Origin of the sequence: Haloarcula amylovorans, from assembly GCF_004681185.1 — an archaeon.
Classification (GTDB): domain Archaea; phylum Halobacteriota; class Halobacteria; order Halobacteriales; family Haloarculaceae; genus Haloarcula; species Haloarcula amylovorans.
This window is the reverse complement of record NZ_SRIF01000002.1, coordinates 305710-331474: the sequence shown is the minus strand read 5'-3', so window position 1 is coordinate 331474 and position 25765 is coordinate 305710. Positions and strand designations below refer to the sequence as shown.

21 protein-coding genes are annotated in these 25765 nt (G+C 65.3%); 7 read left to right on the top strand and 14 right to left on the bottom strand.

The genetic code is table 11. The features are described 5' to 3' along the window. The first annotated feature begins 556 nt into the window (after window positions 1–556). The 3 genes from E4S61_RS09005 (at window position 557) to E4S61_RS08995 (ending at window position 5558) form a co-directional block, all read left to right on the top strand. Window positions 557–1459 (top strand): MBL fold metallo-hydrolase, encoded by a 903-nt coding sequence (locus tag E4S61_RS09005; protein WP_135303605.1) that lies wholly within the window; start codon window positions 557–559, stop codon window positions 1457–1459. 58 nt (window positions 1460–1517) lie between these two features. Continuing rightward, window positions 1518–3491 (top strand): AMP-dependent synthetase/ligase, encoded by a 1974-nt coding sequence (locus E4S61_RS09000; protein ID WP_135303604.1) that lies wholly within the window; start codon window positions 1518–1520, stop codon window positions 3489–3491. Between the two features lie 117 nt (window positions 3492–3608). Further along, a complete protein-coding gene (locus E4S61_RS08995; RefSeq protein WP_135303603.1) occupies window positions 3609–5558 on the top strand; it encodes a cation:proton antiporter domain-containing protein in 1950 nt (649 codons plus the stop codon). On the opposite strand, the gene E4S61_RS08990 is transcribed toward E4S61_RS08995, so the two are convergent. Both E4S61_RS08990 and E4S61_RS08985 read right to left on the bottom strand, forming a co-directional pair. After that, entirely contained in the window at window positions 5555–6004 is a 450-nt protein-coding gene (locus E4S61_RS08990; protein WP_135303602.1) for a PaaI family thioesterase, read from the bottom strand. The two genes, E4S61_RS08995 and E4S61_RS08990, sit on opposite strands and share 4 nt — an antisense overlap. Window positions 6005–6143: 139 nt before the next feature. After that, window positions 6144–6620 carry a hypothetical protein gene (locus E4S61_RS08985; RefSeq protein ID WP_135303601.1) on the bottom strand — a complete coding sequence of 159 codons (477 nt, stop codon included), beginning with the start codon at window positions 6618–6620 and terminating at the stop codon, window positions 6144–6146. Between the two features lie 157 nt (window positions 6621–6777). On the opposite strand from E4S61_RS08985, the gene E4S61_RS08980 reads away from it, so the two are divergent. Next, window positions 6778–7815, top strand: a complete 1038-nt coding sequence (locus E4S61_RS08980) for a TrmB family transcriptional regulator sugar-binding domain-containing protein (protein WP_135303600.1) — start codon at window positions 6778–6780, stop codon at window positions 7813–7815. A gap of 342 nt (window positions 7816–8157) precedes the next feature. Here E4S61_RS08980 and E4S61_RS08975 read toward each other — a convergent pair whose 3' ends face one another. Next, window positions 8158–9423, bottom strand: coding sequence for a tRNA(Ile)(2)-agmatinylcytidine synthase (locus tag E4S61_RS08975; RefSeq protein WP_135303599.1), 1266 nt, complete (start codon window positions 9421–9423; stop codon window positions 8158–8160). A 135-nt stretch (window positions 9424–9558) separates the two neighbouring features. Here E4S61_RS08975 and E4S61_RS08970 point away from each other — a divergent pair, with 135 nt between their 5' ends. After that, a complete protein-coding gene (locus tag E4S61_RS08970; RefSeq protein ID WP_135303598.1) occupies window positions 9559–10530 on the top strand; it encodes a transcriptional regulator in 972 nt (323 codons plus the stop codon). Window positions 10531–10572: 42 nt separating this feature from the next. On the opposite strand, the gene E4S61_RS08965 is transcribed toward E4S61_RS08970, so the two are convergent. From E4S61_RS08965 to pyrE, 3 genes are all read right to left on the bottom strand, one after another. Beyond that, window positions 10573–10833, bottom strand: a complete 261-nt coding sequence (locus E4S61_RS08965; RefSeq protein ID WP_135303597.1) for a glutathione S-transferase N-terminal domain-containing protein — start codon at window positions 10831–10833, stop codon at window positions 10573–10575. Window positions 10834–10904: 71 nt separating this feature from the next. After that, window positions 10905–12344, bottom strand: coding sequence for an NCS2 family permease (locus E4S61_RS08960; RefSeq protein ID WP_135303596.1), 1440 nt, complete (start codon window positions 12342–12344; stop codon window positions 10905–10907). A gap of 112 nt (window positions 12345–12456) precedes the next feature. Then, window positions 12457–13008 carry an orotate phosphoribosyltransferase gene (gene pyrE, locus E4S61_RS08955; RefSeq protein WP_135303595.1) on the bottom strand — a complete coding sequence of 184 codons (552 nt, stop codon included), beginning with the start codon at window positions 13006–13008 and terminating at the stop codon, window positions 12457–12459. Between the two features lie 180 nt (window positions 13009–13188). On the opposite strand from pyrE, the gene glmM reads away from it, so the two are divergent. Then, window positions 13189–14547 carry a phosphoglucosamine mutase gene (gene glmM, locus E4S61_RS08950; protein ID WP_135303594.1) on the top strand — a complete coding sequence of 453 codons (1359 nt, stop codon included), beginning with the start codon at window positions 13189–13191 and terminating at the stop codon, window positions 14545–14547. A 4-nt stretch (window positions 14548–14551) separates the two neighbouring features. Here the strand turns inward: glmM and E4S61_RS08945 are convergent, their stop codons facing one another. The 7 genes from E4S61_RS08945 to E4S61_RS08915 all read right to left on the bottom strand — a co-directional run bounded on the left by E4S61_RS08945 (window position 14552) and on the right by E4S61_RS08915 (window position 20839). After that, window positions 14552–15664: a DUF7118 family protein gene (locus E4S61_RS08945; protein WP_135303593.1), complete on the bottom strand. Its 1113-nt coding sequence runs from the start codon at window positions 15662–15664 to the stop codon at window positions 14552–14554. Continuing rightward, on the bottom strand, window positions 15664–16026 hold the full coding sequence (gene hisI / locus E4S61_RS08940) for a phosphoribosyl-AMP cyclohydrolase (protein WP_135303592.1): 363 nt from the start codon (window positions 16024–16026) through the stop codon (window positions 15664–15666). The genes E4S61_RS08945 and hisI overlap by 1 nt, the downstream gene beginning before the upstream one ends. Window positions 16027–16069: 43 nt before the next feature. Then, on the bottom strand, window positions 16070–17098 hold the full coding sequence (locus tag E4S61_RS08935; protein WP_135303591.1) for an A24 family peptidase: 1029 nt from the start codon (window positions 17096–17098) through the stop codon (window positions 16070–16072). 165 nt (window positions 17099–17263) lie between these two features. Beyond that, window positions 17264–17653 (bottom strand): ferredoxin Fer, encoded by a 390-nt coding sequence (gene fer / locus E4S61_RS08930; RefSeq protein ID WP_135303590.1) that lies wholly within the window; start codon window positions 17651–17653, stop codon window positions 17264–17266. 83 nt (window positions 17654–17736) lie between these two features. After that, window positions 17737–18915, bottom strand: coding sequence for an inorganic phosphate transporter (locus tag E4S61_RS08925; protein WP_135303589.1), 1179 nt, complete (start codon window positions 18913–18915; stop codon window positions 17737–17739). Between the two features lie 46 nt (window positions 18916–18961). Beyond that, window positions 18962–20128, bottom strand: coding sequence for an inorganic phosphate transporter (locus tag E4S61_RS08920; protein WP_135303588.1), 1167 nt, complete (start codon window positions 20126–20128; stop codon window positions 18962–18964). 57 nt (window positions 20129–20185) lie between these two features. Then, the gene (locus E4S61_RS08915; RefSeq protein WP_135303587.1) at window positions 20186–20839 is read right to left on the bottom strand and encodes a hypothetical protein; all 654 of its coding nucleotides are present in this window, start codon (window positions 20837–20839) and stop codon (window positions 20186–20188) included. 129 nt (window positions 20840–20968) lie between these two features. Here E4S61_RS08915 and hisA point away from each other — a divergent pair, with 129 nt between their 5' ends. Next, window positions 20969–21715, top strand: a complete 747-nt coding sequence (gene hisA / locus E4S61_RS08910) for a 1-(5-phosphoribosyl)-5-[(5-phosphoribosylamino)methylideneamino]imidazole-4-carboxamide isomerase (RefSeq protein ID WP_135303586.1) — start codon at window positions 20969–20971, stop codon at window positions 21713–21715. A 39-nt stretch (window positions 21716–21754) separates the two neighbouring features. Here hisA and E4S61_RS08905 read toward each other — a convergent pair whose 3' ends face one another. Next, entirely contained in the window at window positions 21755–25648 is a 3894-nt protein-coding gene (locus E4S61_RS08905; protein ID WP_209309466.1) for a glycoside hydrolase family 97 catalytic domain-containing protein, read from the bottom strand. Between the last annotated feature and the right edge of the window lie 117 nt (window positions 25649–25765).

The following is a 25765-nucleotide window of genomic DNA, read 5'->3' as shown; positions in this document are numbered from 1 at the left end:
GAAATTAGGCGTGTCGGTCCTAGCATTCGCGGTAGCGGGGGGTGTTGGGTCGTGTACTTTCGCGGTGACGAACACGGTCAAGAACAGCCAGAAAGCCCCGCTAGTAACGCTTGGGTCGTCTGCCGCTGAAGCCAAGAACAGCCAGAAAGCCCCGGCGTGCTACGCTCCCGCGGCTCGCTGAGCGCTTCCCTCACTCACTACGCTCGTTCAGTGCAGTGCTTGCTTCACCGGGGTTCGCGTAGCCCGCCGCCCCTTTCAGCCCCGCCCGGTCGGCCGTTCCAAGGGGGGACTGAAAGGGGCCGGACGCTCGTGGAGCGAGACGAAGTAAGGACCACAGGGAGCGAAGCGACCGAGGACCACAGCGAGTCGTAGCCCACGAGCGTCCGGGGGCTTTCTGGCTATTCTGAAGCTGTCCTGTCTATCTGAGAACACACAAACTAACTGCCGCTAGCGGGGGCTTTCTGGCTGTTCTCGGTCTTGTCGTCACCAGTCAGCGATAATCCAACGTTTGCTAGCGGTCACAACGGTTTTCCCGCCACCAAGCGCCACCCTATACATGGCAATCGGTGACGTGTACGAGGCCGAGGCGTGCGAGGACGTCTACTACGTCGATACCGGGATGTACGACGTGCCCGAGTACGGCTCCGTCTACATTCTCGACGCCGAGCGACCGGCGCTGGTCGATACAGGACTCGGGACGAACTACGAACGCATCCTCGATGCGATGGACGAGGTGGGCATCGCTCCCGGAGAACTGGAAGTCATCGCGCTCACGCACATCCATCTGGACCACGCGGGCGGCGCGGGGTATCTGGCCGAGGAGTGTCCGAACGCGACGGTGTACGTCCACGAGCTCGGTACACGTCACCTCGTCGACCCCGAACGAATCTGGGAGGGGACGAAGGGAGCCGTCGGCGACCAGATCGAGTACTACGTCGAGCCGAAGCCGGTCCCCGAGGAACGAATCGTCGAAGTGACCGACGGCGACGAGATAGAACTCGGCGACCACACCTTCGAGACGGTCCACGCGCCGGGCCACGCCCCCCATCAGGTGGTGTTCTACGACCAGACTATCGACGGCGTGTTCACGGCTGATGCGGCGGGCATCTACACGCCCTCGACCGACGAAGTTCACGTCACGACGCCGCCGGTGAACTTCGAGCTAGAGCAGGCGTTAGCGGACATCGAGACGATTCGAGAGTTGGGTCCAGAGACGCTGCTGTACGGCCACTTCGGCCCGGCACCGACCGCCGATCGACTCGACGAGTACGCCGAGAAACTCGACGAGTGGGTGGCTGCCGTCGCTGAGAAGCGCACGGAACTGGGCGACGACGAAGCCGTCGCCGACTACTTCGTCGAGACGGTCGAAACACCCGAGATATGGGGCGAGCGTAAAGCCAGTGCCGAGGTAGCGATGAACGTCCGTGGAGTTCTCGTCTCGTTGGACAGGGGCGACTGAGTTTCGAGCGGTGAGGTGACCAGCACCCTTTTCAAGGGATTCATCATAAATAACCGTCATGTCACTAGATGGGGGCGGGGCCGGCCGCGCGGTCGGCGACAGGACGCTGGCGAAACTGTTCGAATGGAGCGCAGGCTCACACACCGACCGACCGGCACAGCGGTACAAGGGAGGGACCTATGACCGGTCGCTCGCGGGCGTCGCCGTCGACCCGGCACCGGCGGGCGAGTACGCGGCGATCAGCTACGGCGAGATGCGAGACGTCGTTCGCCGCCTGGCGACCGGATTCCGCGAACTCGGCATCAGGCCGGGCGACCGCGTCGGCCTGTTCGCCGGGACGCGCATGGAGTGGGCACAGAGCGATTTCGCGTTGCTGGCGGCCGGTGCCGTGGTAACGACAGTGTACAAGAGTTCCTCACCGGCACAGGCCCGACACTTGCTCGCGGACCCGGAAGCGACGGCAGTCGTCGTCGAGAGCGACGAGTTGCTAGAGCGAGTGTTGGCCGTCGAAGACGAGGTGCCAGTCGAGCAGTTCGTCGTGATGGACGACACCGACAGTGACCGCGAAGACGTCCACAGTCTCGCCGACGTGTACGAACTCGGCGATGCGGCCTACGACGAGACGACTTATCGGTCGTGGCTGGACGAACGCGACCCCGACGACCTCGCCAGCCTCGTCTACACGTCGGGAACGACTGGCCAACCGAAAGGAGTTCGTCTCACCCATCGGAACTTCGCGGCCAACGCCGAGCAGGTCGGGGAGGGCTATGGGCCGGACGCCGACCTGCCGGCCGATGCCCCGCGAATCGACGAGACGACCCAGACGGTATCGTATCTCCCGCTCGCCCACGTCTTCGAACGACTGACCGGCCACTTCTTCATCTTCGACGTCGGCGGCTGTGTCGCCTACGCCGAGAGCGTCGACACTCTCAAGGAAGACTTCCAGTTGGTCCAACCGACGGCGGCGACGAGCGTTCCACGAGTGTACGAGAAGATATACGACGCCGTCCGCGAGGAGGCTGAGGAATCGGCCGTCGGCCAGCACATCTTCGAGTGGGCCGTCGACATCGGCCGGCGCTACCACCGCGAGGAACTGCCCGGCGTCCCCCTGCGAACGAAGTACGCCCTCGCCGACACGCTCGTGTTCTCGAAGGTCCGTTCGGCACTCGGTGGCAACGTCGAGATGCTCGTCAGCGGCGGCGGAACGCTCTCGAAGGAACTGGCCGAACTGTATCACGGCATGGGCCTGCCCATCTACGAGGGATACGGCCTGACCGAGGCTGCACCGGTCGTCACCACCAACCCCGTGGACGACCCGAAGGTCGGAACCATCGGGACGGCACTCCCGGCCCTCGACTGGAAACTCGACACACACGTGCTGCCCGAGGAGAACCTCGGCGGCGTGATGGGCGACACCGGCGAGTTGCTCGTCCAGGGCCCGAACGTCACCGACGGCTACTGGAACGTAGAACAGGCCACCACGGACGCATTCACCGACGACGGCTACTTCCGGACCGGCGACATCGTCACCCAGCGACCCGACGGCTACCTCGTCTTCCGTGAGCGGGCCAAGCAGTTGCTCGTCCTCTCGACCGGGAAGAACGTCGCACCACAGGCGGTCGAGGAGGCACTGGAGAATCGCCCCGTCGTCGAGCAGGCGCTCGTTCTGGGCGACGGCGAGAAGTTCGTCGGCGCGCTGGTCGTCCCCGACGAAGACGCGCTGGCGGCCCGGGCCGAACGCGAGGGCGTCTCGGTTCCGGCCGAGTCCGAACGCCTCCCCGATAGTGAGGGGGCCCGAGACGTCGTCAAGGGCGCGATTCAGCGAGCTAACGAGAACTTGGAGTCCCACGAAACGGTCAAACAGTTCGAACTGCTCACGGAGGAGTTCACCGAGGACAACGACCTACTGACACCGACGATGAAGAAGGTACGACCGAACATCAAAGAACGCCACGCCGAGCGCATCAGCAGCATCTACGACGAGCAGGCATTCGCCGACGAGGAGCGAGTGCAGGCCGCGGGCGACGACTGATACGGAGCCTCGATGGGCAGAACTGACTGACCACGATATCGGCTGCCAGCAAGGCGGGCGGGAGTGAGTGCGTTTATACGGGGGGGATACTTTGTCCGAACCAGATGGAGGACAGCAGTGGCTGGTAGCTCCGGACTCCTGATTCCGCTGGTCGCCGGTATTATCGGGTTAGGTGTCCTTGCGCAGGTTCTCGCCGCCCGCCTTCGAGTCCCCAGTATCATCTTCTATCTGTTGGTTGGCGTCGTCATCGGCCAGCCTGGACTCGGAATCATCACGAGTGATACCTTCGGACCCGCGCTGACAGCGATCGTCGGGCTCGCCGTCGCGATCATCGTCTTCGAGGGGGCGTATCACCTCCGCTTCGAGCGCATCCGCGAGGCTCCGACCGCGACGTTTCGATTGGTCACGCTCGGAGCAGCGATCGCCCTCGTCGGCACAGCGGTCGCAGTCAAGTTCGCCTTCTCCGACGCGGCGGTGACGTGGAATCTCGCCGTCCTCATCGGCGCGTTGCTGGTGGCGACCGGCCCGACGGTCATCACGCCCATCCTCAACGTCGTGCCGGTCAGAGACCGAGTGGCGACGGCCTTAGAGACGGAAGGGATCGTCAACGACGTGACCGCGGCGATCATCGCCGTCGTCGTCTTCGAGACGGTCAACCCCGGCGCGACGAGCGACGGATTGTTACAGGCGTTCGCGCTCCGACTCGGGACCGGCCTACTGGTCGGTCTCATCGTCGCGGGCGTGCTGTACTATCTCCTCCAGTACATCGACCTCTCGCCCGGCGACGCCCCCCGAAACTCCCGGCTGCTGGTGCTCGCCGGCGCGCTGGTCGCCTACGCCGCCGCGAACACGATCGCGACGGAAGCCGGCGTGGCCGCGGCGGCCACCGCCGGGATGGCACTCGGCAACGTCGATCACCCCTACGAGGAGGACATCGAATCGTTCAAGGGCGACATCACGCTGCTGGTACTTTCTTTCGTGTTCATCGCGCTTGCAGCCCAGCTCAGTCTCGACGCGCTCATCGACGTCGGACTTGCCGGACTGGCCGTCGTCGTCGCCGTCGCCCTCGTCATTCGCCCCGCCTTAGTGTTCGTCTCGACGGTCGGCGACCGCTTTACCCGAGCGGAGAAGTGGTTCGTCAGTTTCGTCGGGCCGCGCGGGATCATCCCCGCGTCGGTGGCGACGCTCTTCGCCGCGGAGCTGAACAACGTCTCCCAAGAACTGCGGACGGAGGCCGCCAACGCGAGCGGGCAGGAAGCCGAACAGCTCGTCGCGCAGGCGGATCTGCTGGCAAATCAGGCCGAAATTCTACTCGGTACGGTCTTTCTGGTCATTTTCGTGACTGCCCTGTTCGAGGGCGGTCTCGCGCGGTTCATCGCGGAGAAACTGGATGTGATACCAATGCGAGTCATCATCGTCGGCGGCGGACAGGTGGGCCGTGCGCTCGCCACGCGCCTCGAAGACCGAGGCGAGAACGTCGTCATCATCGAGGAGGACGAATCGATAGTCGAACGCGCCCGAAACGACGGCTTCGCCGTCGAGTGGGGTGACGGGACAGATACGGACGTGCTTCGGTCGGCCGGAGCCGACAACTCCAAAACAATCGTGGCCGCCACCGGGGACGACGACGCCAACCTACTGATATCGCAACTGGCGAGTTCGAAGTTCGACATCGAGCGAGTCATCGCCCGGGCGAACAATCCGGACAACGTCGAAGCGTTCGAGGATCTCGGCGTGCGGACCATCTCCTCGGCGATGGCGACGGCGTGGGCCATCGACAACCAGATCGAGCGTCCGGCCATTGCCCACTGGATGACCGACGTTGGCCGGACCGGCGACGTACAGGAAGTCGAGGTGTTGAACGAGAAACTCATCGGGAAGACGGTCCGCGAGGTCGGTCCGATGCTCCCCGAGGCCTGTCTCATCGCCCTCGTCAGCGGTGAAGACCACAAAGAAGCGCAGGTGCCGACCGCCGATTACGTGCTGCAAGCGGGAGACATGGTGACGCTGTTGGGTCGGCGAGAGTCCGTCCGCGATGGGATGGAATTCGTGGGCAACGGCAACTAATCCGAGAGCCGTTCGACCGTCTCTTCGTCGACCCCCTCCGTCCACGGCGAGTGCCCCCCGTCACCGTCGGTCTTGTACGTTCCGCGAGCGGTGGCGACGTGGTGGTCGTCGGCGTCGTACACTTCCACGTCGACGACGGCGACGCTCCCGCCGTTTCTCACTACGTCTGCCTCGGCGCGCAAATCGGCCGTTGCGGGCGCGAGGTAGTCAATTCGCATATCGACCGTAGGTGAGATAGTGCCTGACAGCGAGACGACGGCGGCCCCGCCGACGGTGTCGACGAGCGAGTAGGTGACCCCACCGTGAGCGATGCGTGCCTGCGGATTCGAGGAGTGCTCGGGACGCAGCGGAAGCCGCGCTTCGGCGTGTCCGTCGCTGACCTCGGTCATCTCGATTCCGAGTTCGGCGACGAACGGAATATCGTTGAACAGCGCCTGTAAGCTCATGGCCAAGCGGACGGCATGAAGCCGTATAAGCGCCCGAGAACGCAAAACAACGGATGAGGAGTGGTCGCCGAGACCGGAACGGTCCGAGCCATCACGCACGACCATCGAACAGGAAGCGAGCACGATAGCTGTCGATTGCTCAGCGAGAAGCGACAACTGGGGTGGACTCCGACTGCCCCTGACGGAGCGAGACGGGTTTGATCCGGACGGTCCCACGCGTCGTCGCGGTGAACGGGACGAGCGTCGGCCGGAACGACCGCGGCACCAATAGCGGTGAGCCGAGACGGTGCCACTGTTGCCCGTCAGTACTGTACCGGGCGAGACAGTGGGTCTCGTACTGTGCCAGTTCGATCATCACTGACCCAGTGACGTTCACCGTTGCGAGCGGTTCTGGCGGCCGCGAGATGTCTGCGCCGCGGCCAACGGCCACACCGTCGGCTGGTGACGCCCATGCGGCAACGATGGCCGGTGTATCGCCCTCACCACCGGTATCTCTGAGTGCGATACCGCCGCCACCCCATGGATCTTCGTCAGCGTATCCCACTACCTCGACGACGCCAACGGCACACGGGTCGGTCCGCTGGCCCCCACCGACTCCCCCGGGTTGTCGCTGCATACCACACCGTTGGAATGTGTTACGAAAAATGTTTTCATGACTTTTGTTGAGACAGTTGTCCAGAGATGCAACGATGCCAGCGAGCGGTGAACCCTGAAACGGCGGTGTTCGGGGCGAACGGTGCAGTAAAGGGGCTCCGTATCGACGAACGACCAAGATGGATTCGACGGCCGAACGACTGACACAGTTCGGACTCTCCGAGACGGAAGCACGGACCTACCTCGCAGTTCTCGAACGGGGGACGGCGACTGTCGCCACCGTCAGCGAGGCAACGGATATCTCGACCGGCTACGTCTACGACCTCGTCGAATGCCTCGAAGACCGAGGGTTCGTCGTCGTCGACGACCACCGAACGCCCACGCAGATACGTGCTATCGACCCTGAGTCGGCCATCGAGTCGATGACGGAAGAGCTGACAGACCTCGAATCGGACCTTACAGACCGCTATACCGATACGGAGCGCGACTATCCCGGTATCGAACTCGTCCGTGCTCGACAGACGCTATATCGACGGCTCGAACGGCTCATCGACGAGGCTGAAGACGAGATATTCATGATGCTGCCCGTCGTCGTCGCCGAGCGACTCTCCGACCCCCTGCGGCGGGCCCGCGACCGAGGCGTGTTCATCGCACTGCTGCTCGGTGACGGCGAGGAGACGAGCACCGTCGAGAACGCGGCCGAAATAGCGACCGTCGTCCGCTCGTGGGAACCGTCCGTCGAGACGCTCGTGACGGTGGACGACACGTCGGCGGTGACGAGCGACTCCTCGCTGCTACGTGGCGAACACCGCGACGGGGACTACAGCCTCGTCCTCGAACAGAGCCCGAAGACGGCTGGTGCGATTACTTCGCAGTGGTTCAACTTCTGGGCCGCCGGTGATGAGGTGGTGAGTGCCAACCCGCCCGAACTCCCCGCCGAGAACCTCCCGTTCAGACATGGCCTGTTTACCATCGTCAAGCACGCCGAAGAGCGCGACCTACTGGTGACCGCCCATCTCTTCCCCGGACAGGGCCACCAGACGCTTACGGGTACCGTCGTCTCGGTCAACCAGAGCCTCCTCGAACCCGTCACGGCCGATTTCCCCGTTCAGAACACGCTGACTCTCGACATCGACGGCGAAGAAGTGAGCATTGGCGGTGCCGGCGCGTTCGTCGAGGACTACTCGGCGAAGACACTTAGCATTCGAGAACAGTAGGCATCGACTCGAAGGCGGTGACTCGGTGGGTCAGTCACCGCAGCGGGGCCGTGGTGCGTTGTCACAGGCATGGACACGAGGCACGGGAACCACGGTACCCATACCATTGCATGGTGTGGTCGAGAATAAGTGTTTTCCTGTCAGTATTTTTTGAATAATTGTACAAACGTCACCAACCACCTTTTTTCGTTGAGCGCGCTCGCTTCGCTCGCGCACCACGCCTCGAAAAATCTGGACCAAAAAGGTGCGAACCGCGGCGCGATTCGCGTGAACCAGCGGCGGAGCCGCCGGATGCTCTCGGACAGGCCTGCCCGTCCCAGTTTTCGTGAGCGGACGAGACAGTCACCGCTCCGGATGGGTTACGTCGTCGAAATTCCCCCGAACCAGCGGTTTTGCGATGTGCCGGCGCGCCACCGGCGGCACCTCGTACCAGCCAGGTTCGAGCGATCGGTCGAGCGGCCGTTCGGCTTTTCCGTCGGTGCTCGTTTTGCAGTCTCGACAGCGATACCCCTGATTCCGGCCGGCGGAAGACATCGACCGGCCGCAGTCGGGGCAGTCGGGCGTGACGAGTTCAGTCCGGACGAGGTCGCGGACGGCGAACTTCTCCAGTTTGAGCGTGCCTCCAGAGACTTCGCCACAGACCGTGATGCGGTCGCCCTCGCGGAGCGCACGCACTCGGTCGCGGAACCGCTTAGTCGGTTCGAAGGCGGCACAGCGGAGGCCGTCGTCGCCGTCAGCCAAGGTCAGAAAGACGTGACCGCCCTCGCGGGTCGTGGGCGGGTCGGCCACCGTGCCGGTGACGCGGTAGGCGCTGTCGGCCACCACGTCGGCCATCGTCGCGTCCTGGAGATGGATGTCGGTCCCCTGATTCGTCAGAAACGTCGCTCGCTCGGCGACGGGTTCGCTCTCGATGTCGTCGGCCACTGCCCGGCAGGCCTCGGGGTCGTCACCGCGGATACCGTAGAGAATAGGACACGGCGTGCGCGGGACACAGACCGGATATCCCGACTCGCGGTCGACCGTGTCCCACACCGCCGAATAGTGGGCGTCGGCGGCGACGCGGACGCTGGCTTCGTCTACTTCACGGTCGGTCCCCCAGCGCTCTCGCTCGCGGTAGGCGATGTGTTCGTAGGTCCAGTCGTCGAGCGCTGCCCACGCGCCGACGGCCGCGAGCGCGCCGACGAGTCCGCGGCCGTTGCCGCGTTCGACGCGGGCGAACCCGGCGAAGTCCGATAGTTGCGTCGCGGTCACGCGGTCCTGTATCTCGCGGATGGCGTCGACAGTGAACTCGCTGACCTGTGGCGGCACGTCCTCGGGTGCGCAGTCGGCGACGACGGCCCCAGGGTTCGTCATCGGATCGTCGGTCTGAGCGAGCGAGAGCGTCTCGCGGACGAGGTCGGTCGCACGGTCGGCGTCGAGGTCCGTGTGGACCGCCAGCGCGGCGTTACCTCTCGTTTTGTGCTCGACGGCGGGATTGAGCCGAATCAGGAGCAGGCGCTCGACATGCCCGCCAGCGTCGCGTATCGCGTCGGCTAACCGGGCCGCAGCGTAGGTCGTACACATCCCCGTCTCGCGCGAGTCCGTATCGTCCAACCCGACGACAGTCACGACCGGACGTAGCCGACTGTGGCTCAAACCAGTTTCGTCACCGCCGAGACCGAAAACGGAGCCGAGAACTGCCGAAACCGACACAACGCATATATGCTGTGACTCGCTTACGCCCCACTAGAGGAACCGAGAACTATGTCACGATCCGCACTGGTCGGCAACGTCACAGCCATGTTGGAAGACGCGGGGTTCATGGTGAGCGACCGGTGTGCGATTCGGCCCAAGAGCTTCGACGTCGCCGCCCGTCGCGGCGAGGACGTGTTGCTCGTGAAGATTCTCGGCAACATCGACGCCTTCGACGGACACACTGGCGGCGAGATGCGCCGACTCGGCACCTACCTGAATGCGACCCCCATCGTCGTCGGCCTCAGAACCAGAGACGAGGAACTGAAACCGGGTGTCGTCTACTTCCGTCACGGCGTGCCCGTACTCTCACCGGACACCGCGCTGGACCTCTTCGTCGAGGAAGTGCCGCCGCTCATCTACGCCGCACCGGGCGGTCTCTACGTCAATATCGACTCGAAGGTGCTCGCGGATGTCCGCGAGGAGAAAGAGTGGTCGTTGGGACGACTGGCCAAGGAGCTGGGCGTCTCCCGGCGCACAGTCTCGAAGTACGAGGACGGCATGGACGCCTCCGTCGAAGTGGCCGCCGAACTCGAAGACCTCTTCGACGCGCCGCTGACATCGCCGGTCAGCGTCTTAGAGGGCACCGAGGACATCCGCGACGACGAGCCCGCGCCCGAAGACCCCGACGTGGCCCCGGAGGACGAGCCCATCGCCACCGTCTTCACCCGCATCGGCTTCGAGGTCCACCCGACCGACCGCGCGCCGTTCAAGACGGTCAACGAGAACGCGAACCGCCGCGAACAGCAGGTGTTGACCGGCCACTCCGCCTTCACCGAGGCCGCCGAGAAGCGGGCTCGCATCATGTCTTCGGTCGGCACCGTCACCCGCACCCGCTCGGTGTACGTCGTCGACGAGCTCACCCGCGAGTCCGTCGAGGGAACGGCGCTCATCGAGAAAGACGAGATGGAAGCCATCGAGGACGCCGACGACCTGCGCGACCTCATCATGGAACGGGGCGACGACCCCGAAGAAGTGGCGTAGCTGGCGATTCTCGCCGACGGAGTCGAAGAACTTAGAAAGTGGTTACGCCGACGCGCCGTCGCCGTACGTTTCTTCGAGGTACTCCACGATGTCGTCGGACTCGGGCATCGCGTCGACGCCGTTGTCGGGATCTACGAGGACGGGGACGCCCGTCTGGCCCGAGACTTCCTTCACTTCGGTGCGCTCGCTGTGTGAGCGCGGAACCATGTGCGACTCGTAGTCGAGGCCGAGGTCGTCGAGTTTCGACGTGACTTTCGCACAGTACGGACAGCCCTCCAGTTCGTAGAGTTCGAGGTTCGACATCTGGAGGGAAGTAATGGAGCAATCGGAAAAAGAGCGTCGGTGCTGTGCGTCGGACGCGGCAGACGGCCGAATCAGAGCGCGCCGGCGAGCAGACCGCTCGTGCGAACGAAGAAGTAGAAGACGAAGGCAGCGGCCAGCACCCACTGGCCGGCGTGAACGTCTCGGTACTCTCCCTGTGCGGCCTTCACGACCGGATAGGCGATGATGCCAGCGGCGATGCCGTAGGAGATGGAGTAAGTAAACGGCATGATGAACATCGTCAGGCCGGCGGGGACAGCGTGGCTGAGGTCGTTCCAGCGGATGTCGACGATGTTTCGCAGCATCAACACGGCGATGACGACCAGCGCGATGTGGGAGGCGTGAAGCGGCACCGCGGCTGCCAGCGGGACGAGCGCAAGCGACGCGAGAAAGAGCAGGGCGACGACGAGCGCGGTCAGGCCCGTTCGTCCGCCTTCCTCGACGCCCGTCGCAGACTCGATATAGGTTGTCACCGTCGAGGTGCCGATGATGCCGCCGACCGTCGTCCCGACGGCGTCGGCCATCAGCGGTTTGTCGATTTCGGGGAGGTTGCCGTCCTCGTCGAGGAAGCCGGCAATCTGGGAGACGCCGGTGAGCGTCCCGGCGGTGTCGAAGAAGTCGACGAAGAAGAACGTGAAGACGATGAGTGAGAAACCGAGCGCGTCGACGTTCGAGAACCCGGAGAGGAACGCCCCGACGAGCGGCGTGATGTCGTAGCCCGCCGCCGAGTAGACCACGTCGGTCTGCCCAGTCAGTGAGGCGGGCGTATAGAGGAAGACACCGTCGAGAGCCGGAACAGAGGGGTCGATGGCCGAGTAGCCCAGCGCGCTGGCCGCGTAGGAGACGATCGTCGTTAGCGCGATGCCGATGATGATAGAGCCCGGAACGTCCGCCGAGTACAGCGCGAACGTGACGAACAGGCCGACGACGGAGATGATGGCGATTGGGTCGCTGGCGAAGACGGGATTGAACTGGAGAAAGGTAGCGGGGTCCGAAGCGACGACGTGCATCGCCTCCAGCCCGATGATAGCCAGAAACAGGCCGATACCCGCGCCGACAGCGAACTTCACGGGTTCGGGAAAGAGTTTGATGATGTACTCGCGTGCCCCCACTGCGGTCAGGATGATGAAGACGACACCCTCGACGACGACGGCGGCCAGCGCCGTCTGCCACGGGACGCCCAACCCGAGGACGACGGTGAACGCGAAGAAGGCGTTCAGTCCCAGCCCGGGCGCTTGTGCGAACGGTCGGTTGGCGTACAGCGCCATCACGAGCGTCGCCGTCGCCGCCGAGATGATGGTCACGACGGCGAGCATCTGAATCGTCTGTCCCGTCGTCCGACTGTCGATGGAGATGGCCGCACTCAGTATCGCGGGGTTGACGACGACGATGTAGCTCATCGTCAGGAACGTCGTCACGCCCGCGAGAATCTCGGTCGATACGTCGGTGTCGTGTTCGTCTAACTCGAAGAACTCAGCCAGCGTCCCAGCCATTGTCCGAGACTCACTACAGACCGGCTTAAGCGTGGCGAGAACGGCGAATAATGGTTGTCGTGACGAGATGTCGAGAGACGGCCGTCGCGACGCGGCCGTTGTCGGCAGTTACTCAGGCGTCTACGTCCACATCTACGTCTTCGGGGGCGTCCGCGAGCAGGTCCGAGGCGGTCACTAGCGACTCCAGTTCGAGGTCGTGTTCGGCGAGGTTCTCGGCGGCCCCCTCTTCCCGGTCGACGACGACGAGGACCCGAGAGACGACCGCGCCGGCGTCTCGGAGCGCCGCCGCCGCGTCGATGGCGCTCTGGCCCGTCGTCGCGATGTCCTCGATGACGACGACTTCCTCGCCCTCCTCCAGTTCTCCTTCGACGAGGTTCGCCGTGCCGTACTCCTTCTGTTGCTTTCGCGCGATGACGTAGGGCAGGCCCGTCTCGACGCTCGTGACCGCCACGAGCGGCACCCCGCCAAGCGCGACGCCAGCTAGTTTCGTATCCGTAAGGCGCTCTGCGAAGGCCGCAGCGATGAGTTCGAGACACCGAGGACTCGTCTCGAAGATGTACTTATCGACGTAGTAGTTCGACGTGCCGCCGTGAGACAGTTCGAACTCGCCGTACTTGACCGCGTCAGCGTCCCGCAGCGCTGCGATGAGTTCCTCGTTGGCCATACGCCGTCTCCGCGGGCGTGTGGCTAATGGCTGTTGGAATCGCCCTCGGTCGCCAGGCGAAGACAGACCGGTCGTCGCCAGCGAAGCGAGTGAACAGCTTCGAACAGTCGTGTCGGATTGTGAACGTCTCTCAGCTAGCGGCGACACCCCTAAGCCAGTCGGCTACGGACACCCGTCTGAATGCACGTGTTCGGGTCGAGCGGCGTTCGAGGCGTCGCGGGCAAAGAGCTGACGCCGCGATACGTCCTCCAGGTCGCGGAGGGGGCGGGGAGCGTCTGGGCCGGCGAGTACGGCCGGGTCGCCGTCGCGCGGGACACGCGGATAACCGGACGCACCTACGCCAACGCGATGACGAGCGGGCTCACCGGCGCGGGCTTCGACGTCGACCGGCTCGGAGTCGTACCGATGCCGGGCCTGCAGGCGTACTGCGACCGCGAGGGTGTCCCGGGCGTGATGATAACGGCGAGTCACAACCCGCCAGCGTACAACGGCATCAAGCTCGTCGGTCACGACGGCGTCGAGTTCTCCCGCGAACTACTGAACCGCGTCGAGGCCGCGATGGCCGAAGACTCGACGCAGGCGGCGTGGGAGCAAGTCGGCGTGGACCGCGACATCGAGAACGCCCGACAGTCCTACCGCGAAGAAGTCCGCGAGGCCGTCGACCACGAGCGCATCGCCGAGGCCGACCTCACCGTCGTCGTCGACCCCGGCCACGGCGCGGGGTCGCTCACCAGCCCCGACCTGTTCCGCGAGCTGGGCTGTACGGTCCACACGATCAACGGCCAGCCGGACGGGCACTTCCCCGGTCGGGATCCGGAACCCGTCGAGGCGAACCTCGGCGACCTGCGGGCGTACGTCGAGTCGACGGATGCGGACCTCGGCATCGCCCACGACGGGGACGCCGACCGGGCGATGTTCGTCGACAGCGAGGGCGAACACATTGAGGGCGACGAGGTGCTGGCGGCGCTGGCGGCCGCACAGCTCGACCCCGGAGAGGGTGTCGTCTCGGCGGTCAACGCCTCACAGCGCCTCGTAGATGTCGTCGAAGCCGTCGGCGCGGACCTCTCGTTAACGCCCATCGGGTCGACCCACATCGTCAGCCGTATTCACGAGCTAGAGGCCGAGGGGACCCACGTCAGCATCGCCGGCGAGGGCAACGGCGGCATCCTCTTCCCCGAGTACCGCATCGCCCGCGACGGAGCCTACACCGCAGCTCGTTTCTGTGAACTCATCGCGGAGACCCCCGCCAGCGAACTCGTCGCGCCCTACTCCGACTACTACAACGATCGGCGTAACCTCCACATCGAGACGGAGAGCGAACGCGAGGCGATGCTCGCGAGCATCGAAGCCTACGCCGAGACCGTCGACGCCGATCTCGATACGACCGACGGCTGGCGGTTGGACTTCGGCGACGGGTGGGTGCTGGCCCGCCCCTCGGGAACCGAGCCGCTCGTCCGCGTCTACGCCGAGGCGCGGACGCCGGAACGAGCCGCGGAACTCGCAGAACGGATGGTCGAAGCCGCCAAAGTCGACCTGTAGCGGCCTACGGCGGCCCGTGCGTTTCGAGCGCCGCCTCGATATCCGCTCGTTCCTCGCGTGCGCGCTTCAGTTCCCGCTCGACGGCTCCGCTGGAGAGTCGCTCTCGCTCCTTGCTGGATAGCTCCGAGCGAGCGAGCGCGCTCTCCCGAAGCCGAGTGTAGTCCTCGCTGGCGGCGAGGTCGCGCACTTCGCGCAGGCGGGCGACGACGGACTCGTCGGCGAACCCGGAGACTACGGGTCGATATTCGCGGACGAGCCACGGCAGGCGCTCTGCGGGCGGTGGCGGCCACGAGACGGTGAGCGGGTCGGCGTCGAGGTCCCGGAGGTACGTCCGTCGCGTGGTGACCGCGCGCTTGAGCGCGGCGGTATCCTCGACGTAGTGGTCGAGTTTCGACGCGGAGTAGTCGGCGTATTCGAGCAGTTTCGGAATCGGTTCGGTCCCCGCCTCGGCCGTCGCGACGTATTCGAGGAGCGCCTCGGGAGGCGACTGAAAGTCGACGAGGGGATACGCGTCGGCCCGTTCGACCACCGAGAGCACTTCCCGGGCGGGCGCGTCGTCGCGGAACGCCCGAAACGCCTCGCGGACGGCGTCGTTGTACGCCTCGATGGGCTTCTGCAGGGCCTCGACCGGCGCGTCGAGGTCGGCGTCGCCGAGTCGCCGGAGCCGTTCGAGGTCGGCGATGCGTTCGTCGAGTTCGGTTATCCGCCGTCGAGCCGCCCGGCGGGCCTCGGCGTAGCGTTCGCGGGCGTCGTCCCACTCGGCCAGTCGCGCGACGAGGTCGCCGACGGGTTCGAGCCGCTCTCTCGCCGTCTCGAAGTCGCTCTCGGAGAGACGGCGCTGCTGGAGAAAGTCGTCGACCGCCTCGAACGTCTCTCGCTCTGGCAGGTCCTCGGGGAGGTCGTCGATCAGCGACCCGACAGTGCCCTGAAACTCGGTGAACGCCTTGAAGTTGCCGCTGCCCGTGGCGGTGTCCTCATACCGCTCCAATAAGTCGAGCAGTTCCCGGTACGCTTCCTGGCACGCTCGCAGGTCGTCCTCGCCGACGGCTTCGACCCGCTCGCGGGCCTGCCGGCGCTCCTCGACGGCCGTCTCCAGTTCTCGGGCGGCGTCAGTCATCAGTAGACGTCGTCGGGGTCGAACACCTGTTCGCCGACTTCCTCGCCGTCGACGGTCCGGTAGAAACAGGACTCGTAGCCGGTGTGACAGGCCCCGCCGGACTGATCGACCAGATAGAGCAACGCGTCACCGTCACAGTCCACGCGTACTTCCTCGATCTCCTGTGTGTGGCCGCTGGTGCCGCCCTTCTTCCAGAGTTCATCGCGGCTCCTGGAGTAGTAGTGGGCGTACCCCGTCTCGCGGGTCCGTGCGAGCGCCGCCTCGGTGACGTAGGCGAGCATCAGCACCTCGCCGGAATCGGCGTCCTGTGCGACCGCCGGGAGATACTCCTGCTCGTCGAACGCCAGCGCTACGTCGGTCATGTCCTAACGCTGGCCGCTCCCCAAGATAGGTCTTTTGTCGTCGTCAGGCCAGTCCCACGAGGACGAGCAGCGAGAACAGCACGTCGCCGTAGGTCAGCGCCGCGAGGAGGCCGGCGAACATGGGCACGAGGAACGGAATCCCGGGCGATATCCACACTTCCCGTTCGCTGACGGCGACCTCCAGTCCGTCTCGCAACTGCTCGGGGGAGGTGCCGTATGCCGACCCTTCGATGTCGTCCAAGAATCGCTCCGCGCCCCATTCGTCCGCTACTGCGGCGACGGTGTCATCGGTCGTCGCACCTGCCGAGACGCCGCCGTCGGAACCCAGTTCTGACGAGGGTCGCCTCGCGTCGCTCGGCTCCCCGCCGTCGGTGACGATAGCGCCGTCGCCGGGTTCGTTCGGGTCGCTCGGGAGCGATTCGGGGTGGCGGTATCGGGTGGAGTCGGCTCGCAGTTGCGCGAGCGTGATGCCGCGCCACTGAAGGTACATCCGGAGGGCGTCTAGGTCCAGGCCGCTCCGGGTGAATCCGCGGGGCGACTCCAGTAGCCGACCGTATTCCTCGGGCAATCGCTCGATGGCGACTGGCTTCCCGATGAACATCGCCGGTGAGAACCGGCCCTGCGCGAGGTTGGTGGCTGCGACGCCGAGCGGATAGAAGATGCCGGCGACCACCGTATTCGAGAGGATGGTCAGCGAGAAGACGCCGAGCGTCGAGGGTTCCAGTGGCAGTGCCGCCGTCGGGAGGTAATAGACGGGGTAGACCGGAAAGAGAACGGCAGTCAGCATGAACGCCTTCGCGTCGGCCCCGCCGAACCCGCCGATGAGCCAGAAGCCGTAGGCCAGCGGTGCGACGAACCCCAGACTGATGGCGACCCGAATCAGGTATGCCTGTCCGCTCGTCGGTCCGGTCAGCACCGTGTACGTCTCCCAGACGAGTAAGACGACAGCGAGTGCCGCCAGCGGTACCCACGTTCGATTCGGAACCCGGCGCGTCTTCACGTCGCGGTAGGCCGCCCACCCGAACACCGGCACCGCGAGCAGCCGCAACAGGTCCGGTATCGACCCCAACACGCATCGCAGTGTGACGTGAACGACCCTAATGGTTCCGGTGTGAGGGGGTACCCGTTCGGACGCGAGCGGCGGACTGTGGCCGAGAGGCGGGAGATGCAACGGTAGGGCTGTCGCTACGCGGTGGACATCACTACGCAGCGAAACGGAAAAGACTGCAGAACGACGTTATATGACGCGGTTCTGCAGGTAGTCGAGATGCTTGGCGTTGTAGACGATCTTGACCTCGTCGGTGTCCGCGCTACCGATGCAGGTCAGTCGGACGTTCTTCTCTTCGACTTCCTCGTCGGAGAGGATCTGCTGCATGTCCATGTCGATTTCGCCTTCGAGGACGATGGCAGCACAGTTCGCACAGGCACCTGCGCGACACGAGAAGGGCCAGTCGTAGCCCTGTGCCTCGGCTGCTTCGAGGATGTACTCGCCCTCGTTGACGTCGAGCGTTCCGTAGTCTTCGTCGTCGAGACCGAGGTCGTCGGCCTCGCTGAAGACGTCGTCCTCGTACATGTCCCAGCCGTTGTCGTCCACTACTTCGTAGTTAAGGTACTCTACCGTGGGCATCACCTGTCGGGTTCGAACCCCGACTTGTTAGACTTTGCCCTTCGGAACCAGATCGTGAACGATTGTGAGAGACGGCGGCGGGGTCAGGCGATAGGAAGGAAGCGAAAGACCAGATAGGCGGCTACTGTCGCAATCGAGGGAACGACGTTCTGGAGGAAGATGACGCGGGCTGTCGTCCCCGGTTCGAAGAGGTCCGAAGCGGCCGGAACATTCTCCCGAGACGCCTCACGTCGTTCGGGATCGTGACTCATCTCACCACCGACGGTGGGCGCGTCGTCGGCCGCGAGCGACTCGACGGGCGCGGTCGATGCCTCCCGCACTGACTCGGTGAGTTGGGTCGTCCGGGTCGCCCGACCCCACCCGAGCCCGACGATGCTCATCGTGGCGATGATGACGAAACTCGCGGGGATGCCGAGCGCCGAGAGGAAGGTGACGATAGTCGAGGAGACGGTAGCGACGACGATAGCGGCCACGAGCGGCAGGTCGGTGAGGTCGTTGCCGACGGTGTCCATCGTCCGTCTGGCGATGGTAAAGGCCCCGAGACCGATCGCCGCGCCGCCGAGCGCAATAGCGGGGTACATCTCCAGCGAGCCGTTGCCGACCAGTGGTGCAACGGCGTTAGCGACGTTCGACGCGCCCGCCGAGAAGGCCATGTAACAGCCGATGCCGACGACGACAGCGGTGCCGACGAACTCTCGCTCGGTCGTGTTTTCGCCGAGTCGGGGGCGGGGGATCGCACCGGAATAGTCCAGCACGAGCAGCGACCCCTCGCTCTGGGAGACGGCGAACCACTCGACCAGCGTCGGGTAGAAGTAGCGGCCGATGACGCCGCTGACCCAGAAGGCGACGATGGGCGAGACGAGCCACCACGAGACGATTTCCAGCATCAGGCCGCTGTTGAGCGTCTGCTTTGCGAGGCCGAGACCGGCGATTGCGCCGACGGCCGTCATCGACGTCGAGGCGGGGACGCCGACGACGTTCGAGAGGAACAGTGCCACGCCGATGAAAAAGAGGACGACGATGCTGATGAGCGGCGAGAACGCCGTCTCGACGAGGTCGCTGCCCAGACTCTCGACGACGGCTGGGCCGACGAGCAACCCACCGGCGAGGGCGAAGACCGTCATCAGCGCTGCCGCCGAGAGCTTCGAGAGGGTGTTACTGCCGACGGCCGGCCCGAAGGCGACGCCCGTCGAGGACCCCCCGATATTGAACCCGACGAAAACGGCGACCACGAGCCCGAGCGCGAAGAGAACCTCGACCATATAGCGTTCAGGCCGGGCGAGAGGTAAAACGTACCGTCTCGCAGCGTTACAAGACGTACTGGAAGACGAGATACGAGGCGAACGCCGAGATAGACGGCGTCAGTATCCACAGCATAATCACGCGGCCGGTGGCCGACGGGTCGAACAGGTCGGCGGCGGTCGTCACCGACTCGGGGTCTTCTTCCCCAATCTTGGCGACCGACTTCGAGCCACTGTCCGCCGAGGACGTGGGATTCTCTTCGACATCGACGTTGAGCGCACTGACCGAGACGCCCTTGCCCCCGCTCCCGCCGGCGGCGGCACCCGTGACCGCGGCACCTGCTGCGTCGGCCAACCGCGTCGTCCGGGTCGCTCGGCCCCACCCCAGCCCGACGACGCACATCGTCGCCGAGACGGCGAGGCTCGCAGGGATACCGGCGAGTGACAGCAGACTGATGATGGTCGCGCTCACCGTCTCGACGATGAGCGCCGCGAGAATCGGGAGTTCGGTGAGGTCGTTGCCGACGGTGTCGAGCGTTCGGCGAGCGATGGTGAACGCGCCGACCCCGATGGCCGCCCCGGCGAGCGCGACGCCCGGATACAGCGCAAGTTCGCCGCTTCCGACTAGCGGTGCAACGGCATTGGCGACGTTCGACGCGCCCGCCGAGAACGCCATGTAACAGCCGATGGCGACGACGAGGAACTGACCGACGCGCTCGCGCCGGGAGGTCCCCGGCGTGTCGGTCTCGAAGACGATGCGGGCCGCCAGATGGGGGTAGAGGTACCGGCCGACGACTGCCGATAGCCAGAAGGCGACGATGGGGGCGACCAGCCACCACGAGACGATGCGCCCCATCACTTCCCAGTCGATAGTTCCGCTAGCGACACCCAGCCCGGCGATGGCTCCCACGGCCGTCATCGACGTCGAGGCGGGAACGCCGAAGAGGTTCGAGACCAGCAGCGCGAGGCCGACGAAGAAGAGCACCGTGACACTTGCCAGCAGCGTAAACTGGTCGCTCGGGACGATGCGACCGCCCATCGTCTCGATGACCTCCGTGCCGACGGTCGCACCGCCCAGCAGTGCGAAGGCCGTCATCAGCCCTGCCGCCGCCGTCTTCGAGATGGTGTCGCTCCCGACGGCCGGGCCGAAGGCGACGCCAGTCGAGGACCCACCGATGTTGAACCCGACGAAGACGGCAACAGCTAAGCCAACGATAAATAACAACTCGACCATACCGTTTGCAGACTCGCCGGTCGTTAAAGGCTACCGACAACGGGCCGGGAAGCGACCCTACTGGTCGCTCTCGCCGTCGTCGGCCGCGTTCCCCAGTCGCTCGCGTCGTTCGGCCGCCGTCTCCTCGACCTCGTTCGCGGTTGCTTTGGCGGCCTCGGCCTCCTCCGTGGCCGCTTCTGCGGTGGTCTTCGCGTCGGTTGTCTTGTCCTTGGCCGCCTCGGCCTGTTCGGTCGCCTCGGTGACGCGATTGGCCGCGTCGTCGGCACCCGCCCACTCGGCGGCCTCCTCGACGTCCTCGGCGGTTCGTTCTACGTCCGTCGCGGCTTCGTCGACCGTGTCCGCGGCGTCCTCGACAGTGTCGGCGGTCGTCTCCAGTTCCTCGGCCGTCTCTTCGAGTTGCTCGGCGGCGGCTTCGAGTTCGGCGGCCGTCTGTGCCACTTCGGTCGTCCCGCGCTGGTAGACCCGCCCGAGGACGACGAACTCGACGAGTCCAGCGAGGACGAGAATCGCCACGGCGACGCCCGCCGCCGTACCGAGCGCCGCCGTCGTCCCCGCTCCCAGACCCACCCATCCCGCCCGGACAACCGCGTAGACGGCCACTAAGACGACTGTGACCACGCCCGTCGCGCGGACGAATCGACGGTACAGGTCGGCTCGTTCGCCAAAGAGAAGCGATTCGAGTCCCGACGGTTCGGGCCCACTGTCTGCCATGTCCCTCGATGAGGAGGGGCGAGTATAAGGGTTCCCCCGCTAGCGTGTCGACTCGGTCTCTCACGAGAGACGGCCCAGACAGCTGCGAGGACCGACACGCTTTCGCCCGCCGCCGACCCAGCCACGGCCATGTTTCCCGAGTTCGAGGTGATTCCGGCCGTCGATATGCAGGACGGACAGGTCGTGCAGTTGGTGGGCGGCGAGCGCGGCACCGAGAAGACGTATGGCGACCCAGTCGAGGCCGCACAGCGGTGGGTCGAAGCGGGTGCGCGCACGCTCCACCTCGTCGATCTGGACGGGGCTTTCGAGGGCGAGCGCGAGAACGCCACCGCCATCGACGCCGTGCTCTCGGCCGTCGGCGACGACGTGGCGGTGCAGTTGGGCGGGGGCATCCGAACCGCCGCGGACGCCATCTCGCTGCTCGACCGGGGCGTCGACCGCGTCATCCTTGGTACCGCCGCCGTCGAGAACCCCGACATCGTCGCCGAGATAAGCGAGGAGCACCCCGAGAGCGTCCTCGTCAGTCTCGACGCGAAAGACGGGGAAGTCGTCGTCTCGGGATGGACCGAGGGCACCGGACTGGACCCCGCCGAAGCCGCGACGCGCTATCAGGAGTTGGGTGCCGGCGGCATCCTCTTCACCGACGTAGACGTCGAGGGGCAACTGGAGGGAGTCAGGACAGAGCCAGTCCGACGGCTCGTCGAGGCCGTCGACATCCCCGTCGTCGCCAGCGGCGGTGTCGCCACCGTCGAGGACGTGTTGGCGCTCGAAGACGCGGGCGCGGCCGCCGTCGTCGTCGGGAGCGCGCTGTACGAGGGAGCGTTCACGCTCGAATCGGCGATGGCCGCCGTCGAGTCGAGTGAGAAAACAGAGTAGCGATTAAAAGACGAAAGAGTAGAGAGCCGCTACGGGCGGTTACTCACCGAGCGACACGAACGGCAGCGTCGCCTTCTCCGTGTCGGAGTACGCCAGCGCGTCGGGCTGGTCGACGCCCTCGGGCGTGATGAGGTCCATGATGAGCGGTGCGTTGTCGACTGCACCCTCTTTCGCGCCGCCGAAGACGTATGCCGCGTTAGTCACGTCGACCGGACGGAGCGTCCCGCGGTCCTCGGACTGGACCATCGGCACGACTTTCAGACTGGCGGCGTCTGCGCTGTCGAAGGCCTCGCTGTCGACGCCCAGCGTCACTGTGCCCTCCTCGAAGTCGGTGGAGACCCGCGGCGTGACCGGGTCGCCGTCGTCGTCGAGCACCGCGCCGCCGTTTGCGTTGACGAGGTCGAGGTTGAACCCGTCGACGCGGAGTCGGTAGTGCCACTCTTCCTCGAACTCGACGTTCGCGCCGATGTCGTCGAGGCTGGTGGTCGAGCCGCCGCTCTTGCTCGGGTCGCGGATCCAGCAGACGAACATCTGCGGGGAGAACCGGCCGCCGAAGGCGGCAGTGAGGTTCTCAACCTCGAAGGCGTACTGCTGGAAGCTCGGCGTCTGGTTGACCGTGAACGAGCGCAGGTCGAACGCCTCCGGCTCGAATGCGTCCGCGGTCGGGTACGTGTACGAACCCGGGCCGTAGTCGTCGTCGTTGGGGTCGCTGATATCGACGATGGTCTCTGGTGGCTGCACCGTCACCGTCGAACTGGCGAGGACCGTTCCGTCGGCCGTCCGGACGACCACGTCGTAGTCGCCGGGGCTGTCGATGGTGTAGTCGAACTCGACGGTCACGTCCGTCGAGTTCGGCGGCAGGCGGACGTTCGTGTTCGAGACGACCTCGCCGTTCACGACGAGTTCGACGTTCGTCCCGCCGATGAAGGCGCTGTCGTTGTCACCGGTGGCGGTGATGAACGGTTCCTGCACGTAAGGGTTTCCGTCGATTGTGACATCGAACTCCTGAGTCGGGCGCTCGTACTCGGGAAGGTCCCGAATCTCGCGGCCCTCGGCGCGGCGGAACCGAACTGCGGTCCCGCCGGACTGAGCCATCGAGGCCAGGAGCGTCGTACTCGGATTGACGATGGCTTCCGATATCTCGACCTCGGTGGCGTTGGCCGCGCTGCCCGCGCCGATGCCGTCGGTGTAGATCTCGGCGACGTACTTCGGACCGTTCGGGCCGCGGCCGTTGCCGGGGCCGTTGTCGCCGTCGTGGGGGCAGTTCTTTTCGTGACCCTTACCGCGCCCTTTCTCCTCGTCGTCGCCGGAACTGAGGAACGAGAGGGGCACGTCGATGGCGCGGCCCTGTTCGTCGGTCATCGCGCCGAGGAACCACTCGTCGTCTTTCTGTCGGGCGGTGACGGAGTAGTCCGCGATGGCGGCGTCGACGACTTCGGTGTCGTCCCAGCCACCGGCCGGGACGGTTTCGAGGAAGTCGAACTCCGGCACGGTGTCGAAGTTCTCGTTCTCCGGCGTGTAGCCGACGAACTCGGCCGGGACCGGCGAGGATTCGCCGGTCTCGGTGACCGCGACCGTGTTGAGGTTGAATCCGCCGACGTCGCCCTCGAAGGAGCCGCCCGAGTCGTCGTAGTTCAGTTCGATGGCGACGGTGTTGTCGCCTTCCGAGAGCGAGACGGTCGTCGTGAATATCTCCCACTGGTCCCAGTACTCGGTGAACTCGGGATTGATAGTCCGCTCGTCGCCGTTGACCGAGAGCGTCGCCTGCGGGCCGCCGGCGTCTTTCACGCGCTGGGCGTTCTCCTCGGCGTCGCTGGCGTAGCGCAGATGGAGGTCGTACTCGCCCGCGTTAGCAACGTCGCGAACGGTGAACGAGACTGACGCGCCCGAGGGTTCGCTGTTGGGGTCGACGGGGACGTAGTGGCCGCCGAAGGCGTTGCGCCAGTCGTCGGACGTTATCATCCCGTCGAGTTCGCCCGACTGGGCCTGTAACAGCTGGCCGACCTCGAACTCGGGACTGACGTACGCCTCGATGCGGTCCGCCGCCATCTGGAGCCCGGCGTGGTACGTCGGGTACATGGCGAGTTGCTTCGCGCGTGTCGTCTGGATGCGCCCGCCCGTCGAGTCGTTGAACGTGATGTCGAAGATACCGGGCTGGTAGCTCATCGGACCGGCCAGCATCCGGGTAAAGGGCAGGGTGACGTGGTGGTCCTCGTCTACGTCGGAACCGAGGGCACCGAACCCGTCGTACTCCTGTGCCTTAACCGTCTCCGTCGCCGCGCGGTTGGGGTAGGTGCGGTGCTTCCCCGTGGGCTTGTCGGCCTCGTGGCGTTCGAGCAGCTGGCGGTTGGCCGCCGCCTCGCGAGCGACGAACTCGTGGTGGTTGACCGCTAGTTGGCTGTGGTGGTTGTGCGTCGCGAACGAGCCGTCGCCCTCGAAGCCGAGGCCGGGGTTCGAGACGTAGCCGTTCTTGATGGAGTGGATACCCTCGCCGTCGTAGCCGGCGAAGATGCCGTCTCGGATCTGCTCCTCGTAGTTGACGACGTTCCCGGCGGTCTCGTTGTGGATGGTGAACTCGGTAGCGGGATCTAAGTTCGCCCCGTAGTCGGTGAGCTCGAAGAGGTCGAAGTCGGGATAGGAGTCGTCGACGCCCATCTCCAGACCCGTGCCGTCGCCGGGGTAGGTGTCCCAGCCCTGGTTCCACCCCTCGGCGAGAACGCTGTCGATCCCGCTCTCGCTGGCGAACTTCAGGTAGCGCTTCATCCGCTCGGTGCGGGCCCCGTGGATGTAGCTCGCCGGGTTGTTGCCGCTGTTGCTGATCTCCTCGTCGGTCTTGTACTCCCAGTTCGCGCTGCCAGCGATCATCAGCCACCAGATGCCGACGTACTTCTTGGGTTCGATCCAGTCCGTCTCGCCGTTGGGCAGAACGTCCTCGTTCAGGTCGTCGTTCAACAGCGGGATGAGCGATGACTCCACCAGGTCGCCGGGGGTCGAACCCACCTGCACGGTTCGCCACGGCGTCACGTGGGGCGCTTCCGCGGCAACTTTCGTCCCGTCGGGCAGCGGTGCCAGCTCCGCCGAGAAGTCGGTCCCACCTTCGCCGTCGGGCGCGATGGAGAGCGTCGCGTAGTCGGTGAGGTCTGCCTCGTGGACACTCAGATGTACGTCGCCGGCGTCCATCGTCAGCGGCGTGTGTGCGCCCTCGCGTACCGAGGACCCACCCGGGATCTGTTCTTCGGTGCCCGACGGAATCTCGCTGAGCGGCGTCTCCTGATACTCCGCCTCGAAGCGGCCCGGTTCATTGTCGGGTTGGGCGAAGCGGTTCTCGATCCACCAGCTGGTGTAGTCGTCCGCGAAGTTGAACGCGGTGTTCTCCGACGTGATGACGAAGTTGCCTTCGCTGTTGCCGAAGGCTTCGGGGAAGACGACCCGGAAGCCCAGTCCGTCGTTGAAGACCCGGAGTTCGAGCGTCGCCTGCCGGCCCGGAATGGCTTCCTCTTCGAGCCCCACCCGGAGGTAGTTGTATTCTTCGCGCACGCTGTCGTACTGGTCCCAGATGGGGTCCCACCGCTCCACCTCGGACCCGCGTTCGCTGCCAGAGACCGTCAGGGCCGTCACGTCCCCGCCGGCGCTCGCGCCGAAGGACTGCTGGTTCTGGAAGTCGAAGCCGAGTTCGGACGACGTGACGTAGGTGGTCCCGTCGACCGAGACGCTGTAGGTCGGGACGCCGTCGCCGACGTCCACCGTGACCGCGATAGAGTCGTCTGGCGACGTGACCGTCTGCGTCGCCGAGTCGTCCCCCGAAGTCACCGGTTCCGCCGTCGCGGCCGAGACTTCGCGCGAGAACGTCGCGGCTGCGAGTAGCGAAGCCAGTCCCCCTACGAACTGCCGTCTGCTATACGTCGAGGAGCGTGTCAGTCTATCCTCAGACATCGATTGGGTACAATACCCGGGGGACCCATTACTAATGTGTCTCTAAATAGTATTCCAATCGTTTAATCGGACTGTTTCGGCCATTTTACGGCCGATCGTGGGAGGCGCCCTAAACCA

Excerpts from the sequence above, each read along its gene's own strand:
- E4S61_RS09005 (WP_135303605.1), top strand. The coding sequence starts at position 557 with ATGGCAATCGGTGACGTGTACGAGGCCGAGGCGTGCGAGGACGTCTAC.
- E4S61_RS09000 (WP_135303604.1), top strand. The coding sequence starts at position 1,518 with ATGTCACTAGATGGGGGCGGGGCCGGCCGCGCGGTCGGCGACAGGACG.
- E4S61_RS08990 (WP_135303602.1), bottom strand. The coding sequence starts at position 6,004 with ATGAGCTTACAGGCGCTGTTCAACGATATTCCGTTCGTCGCCGAACTC.
- E4S61_RS08985 (WP_135303601.1), bottom strand. The coding sequence starts at position 6,620 with ATGCAGCGACAACCCGGGGGAGTCGGTGGGGGCCAGCGGACCGACCCG.
- E4S61_RS08980 (WP_135303600.1), top strand. The coding sequence starts at position 6,778 with ATGGATTCGACGGCCGAACGACTGACACAGTTCGGACTCTCCGAGACG.
- E4S61_RS08970 (WP_135303598.1), top strand. The coding sequence starts at position 9,559 with ATGTCACGATCCGCACTGGTCGGCAACGTCACAGCCATGTTGGAAGAC.
- E4S61_RS08965 (WP_135303597.1), bottom strand. The coding sequence starts at position 10,833 with ATGTCGAACCTCGAACTCTACGAACTGGAGGGCTGTCCGTACTGTGCG.
- E4S61_RS08960 (WP_135303596.1), bottom strand. The coding sequence starts at position 12,344 with ATGGCTGGGACGCTGGCTGAGTTCTTCGAGTTAGACGAACACGACACC.
- pyrE (WP_135303595.1), bottom strand. The coding sequence starts at position 13,008 with ATGGCCAACGAGGAACTCATCGCAGCGCTGCGGGACGCTGACGCGGTC.
- glmM (WP_135303594.1), top strand. The coding sequence starts at position 13,189 with ATGCACGTGTTCGGGTCGAGCGGCGTTCGAGGCGTCGCGGGCAAAGAG.
- E4S61_RS08945 (WP_135303593.1), bottom strand. The coding sequence starts at position 15,664 with ATGACTGACGCCGCCCGAGAACTGGAGACGGCCGTCGAGGAGCGCCGG.
- hisI (WP_135303592.1), bottom strand. The coding sequence starts at position 16,026 with ATGACCGACGTAGCGCTGGCGTTCGACGAGCAGGAGTATCTCCCGGCG.
- fer (WP_135303590.1), bottom strand. The coding sequence starts at position 17,653 with ATGCCCACGGTAGAGTACCTTAACTACGAAGTAGTGGACGACAACGGC.
- E4S61_RS08925 (WP_135303589.1), bottom strand. The coding sequence starts at position 18,915 with ATGGTCGAGGTTCTCTTCGCGCTCGGGCTCGTGGTCGCCGTTTTCGTC.
- E4S61_RS08920 (WP_135303588.1), bottom strand. The coding sequence starts at position 20,128 with ATGGTCGAGTTGTTATTTATCGTTGGCTTAGCTGTTGCCGTCTTCGTC.
- E4S61_RS08915 (WP_135303587.1), bottom strand. The coding sequence starts at position 20,839 with ATGGCAGACAGTGGGCCCGAACCGTCGGGACTCGAATCGCTTCTCTTT.
- hisA (WP_135303586.1), top strand. The coding sequence starts at position 20,969 with ATGTTTCCCGAGTTCGAGGTGATTCCGGCCGTCGATATGCAGGACGGA.
- E4S61_RS08905 (WP_209309466.1), bottom strand. The coding sequence starts at position 25,648 with ATGTCTGAGGATAGACTGACACGCTCCTCGACGTATAGCAGACGGCAG.